Origin of the sequence: Streptomyces sp. RP5T (genome assembly GCF_003933965.1) — a bacterium.
GTDB lineage: Bacteria > Actinomycetota > Actinomycetes > Streptomycetales > Streptomycetaceae > Streptomyces.
In genome coordinates, this window is record NZ_RSAJ01000701.1 from 1 (window position 1) to 3,954 (window position 3,954).

A 3,954-nucleotide genomic window follows, 5' to 3' on the forward strand; every position below is an offset into this window, starting at 1 on the left:
CGGGCCGCAGTGGTCCACCCTGCGCCGCCCGCCCACCCCGGACTGGGTCGAGCCCGCACCAGGAAGGCTGCGCCTGTACGGCGGGCAGTCACCGGCCGGCCGTCGGGCGCCCAGCCTGGTCGCCCGCCGGGTCACCGCACGAAAGTGTTCGTTCGAGACCCGGGTGACCTTCCTCCCGCGCACTCCCGACCACCTGGCCGGGCTGACGGCGTACTACAACACCCGTAACTGGCACTATCTGTACGTGACCGCGGACGACGACGGATCCGCGATACTGACCGCCCTGAGCTGCACGGCCGGCCGGCTCACCGCGCACCCGGTCCATGCCCCGCTGCGGCCCGGCTGTCCCGCCGTCCTGCGCGCCGAACTGGACGGCCCCGTCCTGCGCTTCTCCCACGACACAGACGGGACCGGCCCGCGCCCCCTGCCGTTCGACCTGGACGCCACGATCCTGTCGGACGAGCACGCGGACGAATTCCATGACGGGCAGCTGCGGGTCCTCGGGTTCACCGGCGCGATGCTGGGCCTGTGGGTACAGGACCTGGACGGTGCCGGGGTGCATGCGGACTTCGCGTACGCCACCTACCAGGGGGAGGACGGCGCGTGATCGACATCGGACGCGTCCGTCTGTTCTGCATCAGCCTGGGGCCCGCCGACGCCCCCGCCCTGCTGCTGGTGCACGGCTGGGGCGGCGACGGCCGGGAATGGTCGCGGCACGCCGAGACCCTGGCCGGCCGGTTCCGGGTGATCGTCCCCGACCTGCGCGGCCACGGCCGCTCCCAGGTACCGGACGAGGGCAACACACCGCTGAACATGGCCGACGACCTTGCGGCCATGCTGCAAGCTCTGGGCCGCGGTCCGGTGGTGGCTGTGGGCCATTCCATGGGGGGACAGGTGGTCAACCTGCTTGCGGTGCGGCACCCGCAGTTGGTCCGCTCGGTCGTCGCCCTCGACCCGGCCCACGGCGCGCACGGCACCGAGGTGGACGGCATCCCAGCACGGGTGTCCGCATACCGGGAGCAAGGAGCGCGGGCCGCCGCGGACTTCGTCGCCGGCGCCTTCTCTCCGCAGGCCCCGCCTGGCCTGCGCACCGCCCATGTCCGCACCATGCTCGGCACCCCCGACCACGTCATCGCCCAGGCGTACGACGGCATGTACACCGCCCCTGGGGCCGTCGGCATCCGCCCGCACAGCGAGGCGTACCTGCGCCGACGCACCCGGTCGGCCCTGACGGTGTGGACGTCGGCGGAAGCCGCCGACTGGGAGCGGAGCACCCTGCATGTACCCGGCTCCCGCGTGGACCACTGGCCCGGAGTCGGGCACTACCTGCACGAGGAACACCCCGAGCGTGCCACGCGGCTCATCGAGCAGTGGGCGGACTCGGCGTGAGACGCTGCGCAGCCGTCGCGCTCAGCCCAGGTGATTGTCCCTGATTGACGCCGTTGGGGCAGGTCCTGCCCGCCGGAACTGCCGAAACATGACGCGACACCGCACGTATCCCAGCAACGGGCCGGGCCACGAGATGGCGGTCTCTCTGGTGAGGCGGCGAGCATGAGGCCCGCCATAACGATATGGATCATGCCTTCGGAGTGGGCAGGCAGGTCAGCAACGGTACCGTCGCGGGCTGCAGTGCGTCTCCCGCTGGCTGGCCACGGCCGGGATCCCCTGTGGCCCAAAGTGCTGCCGACTCCACGAGCGGAAGCGGGCATGCTCTCAGGGCGACACGCGTCGTGCACTCCGAGTCGCGGGGATCCGGGCCAAGCGCGATTTCGGCAACCGGACGCGAGTGGCTGTCGGGGGGGCCGGGCCAGGAACGACCCACCTCGTAAAACTACCGGGTACCGAGAGACCCGCAGATACACCAGTAGCTGCGGAGGTACCCGCGGACCCACGCTTGTGCCACGTCACAGCGGATTCACAGCCCGGCGCACGGCGCCGCGCCCCCGCATGAAGACGGCATGTACCGGCCCGCGCCTGAGTGCGCTCTCACCCCGGCGGCGCCGCAGGCGCGCGGCCGCTCCCACTCCCCGACACGGAGAGCTCATGTTCGATCGAGCAGCAATGCATCTGCCCAGGTGGCGGATGCGATACCGGGTAACGGCGCTCGCGGCGCTCCTCGCCGCCGTCGCCATCCTGACCCAGGCCGTCCTCGTGACCGGTCCGGCACGCGCCGCAGGGTTGTACTCCTGCTCGTCAGGCTTCGGCAACGGGACCTCGTGTTCCAATGTCGTCAACAACGACGAGGTCAGCGAACGGCAGTTGCCGACCCAGGTGTACCGCGGCGACTCGCGGTCGCCGTACGACATCTTCCGCCACGGCTTCACCTCGGTCGGCGAGGACTACAACCTTCCACGCCATGTGCGCGGAGGAAACAGCGCGAACAGCGGCTACATCTCGACCAGCGCGGCGCTGTCGGAGTCGGAGACCTTCGCCCGCAGCCAGGGCGGCCGCAATCTCGCCTCGGTGGCGGCGCAGCCCCAATGCCGGGCCGGGCGGTTCGCGCAATGGTCCACCATTCCAGGACTCGGCTGGTGGCGGTACGAGGACTGCCTCAACGGGTGGGTGGAAGCGGACAGCTACGTGTATGTCATCGATTCCCATATGGCGCGCAATGCCCTCTACGTTCCCGACGAGGTTCGCGGGGACCCGACGCTGGAGCGTTACGCGAGCCAGCAGGAATGGGCCTACATCCGCCACATCCCGAACACCGCGGTCATGGGCGTGCGCATCTACCGCATGAGGGCGCGCATGACGAACGGACGGATCGACTTCCGGACCCAGACGTTCACCTACAGCCGCTACGAGGGCAACTCCGCTCACACGCAGGCGCAGATCTCCTACGACCCGGGCGCCGACGCGTCGGCCCATTTCGGCGTGAACACCGACCTCGGCATTCCCCCCATCCCGGGGAACCCGTATCACCGCGGCTGCACAGCATTCGACCGGTGCAGGGGCGGCAATGGCTGAGCCCAGCCCGACTCCCAACGCACCGGGCGACACGGACGCCACCGTGACCGCCCACCTCCCGCACCTGAGGAAGACCATGCCGGACAACGCATTCACAGCGCCGGGCCGCAGGCGCATCACGCCCTGGAAGCGGTCGCGTTCCGCTCTGCTCGCCTTTCTGCCCCTGCTGCTGGCGGCCGGCTCGCTGCTGCCGGCCGTGCCCGCCCATGCCGACACGGTCAACGGCCTGCTGCTGTGGTATCCGCTCAACGAGGCCTCGGGCACGGTCGCCACCGACTCCTCCGGCCACGGCAACGACGGCACCGTCGTGGGCACCGCATCCTGGGGCGGCGACCAGGGCCTGACCTTCGACGGCACCGACACCTACATCAAGGCCCCCGACAACATCATGGCCGGGCTGAACTCCATCACCGTCTCCTTCGACACATGGATCGACTCGACCCAGGCCACCCCGTACTTCCTCTACGGCTTCGGCAACACCAGCAACGGCCAGGGCAACGGCTACCTGATGGCCAGCGGTAGCAACTTCCGCAGCTCCATCACCACCACCAACTACACCGGCGAGAAGACCACCAGCCCCGGCACCGCGCTGCCATCCGGAACCTGGACACACGTCACCTACACCCAGACCGGCACCACCGGCACCCTCTACAAGGACGGCGTGCAGGTGTCCCAGAACACCTCGATCAACATCACGCCGGGTGCGATCGGCGGCGGCGTCACCACCGCGGACTTCATCGGCCGCTCCCTGTACGCCACGGACCACTACTTCAAGGGCAAGATGCGCAACTTCCGCGTCTACGACCATGCCCTGAGCGCCGTCGAGGTCCAGGCCGACGCCGGCGCCCAGTGGGAGGAAGTGGAGGAACTCGCCGAATACAACGGCGCTCTGACCGCGTTCGAAGACCCGAAGATCGGTCCCGTCATCATCTTCCCGTCCGACTACACGGGCGACATCAACAACCTGCAACACCCGAGCGGCTGGAC

Annotated in this window: 3 protein-coding genes and 1 pseudogene; all 4 read left to right on the forward strand. The window is 69.4% G+C overall.

All coding sequences use genetic code 11. The features are described 5' to 3' along the window. Positions 1-607, forward strand: a pseudogene (locus EHS43_RS39475) (glycoside hydrolase 43 family protein); the annotation flags it as partial. Beyond that, positions 604-1,389 carry an alpha/beta fold hydrolase gene (locus EHS43_RS39480; protein ID WP_125195386.1) on the forward strand — a complete coding sequence of 262 codons (786 nt, stop codon included), beginning with the start codon at positions 604-606 and terminating at the stop codon, positions 1,387-1,389. The pseudogene EHS43_RS39475 and the gene EHS43_RS39480, both read left to right, overlap by 4 nt. Before the next feature lie 654 nt (positions 1,390-2,043). Beyond that, positions 2,044-2,967 carry a hypothetical protein gene (locus tag EHS43_RS39485; protein ID WP_185806605.1) on the forward strand — a complete coding sequence of 308 codons (924 nt, stop codon included), beginning with the start codon at positions 2,044-2,046 and terminating at the stop codon, positions 2,965-2,967. After that, on the forward strand, positions 2,960-3,954 hold a 995-nt coding region (locus EHS43_RS39490; RefSeq protein ID WP_148104215.1), incomplete at its 3' end, for a LamG domain-containing protein. The genes EHS43_RS39485 and EHS43_RS39490, both read left to right, overlap by 8 nt.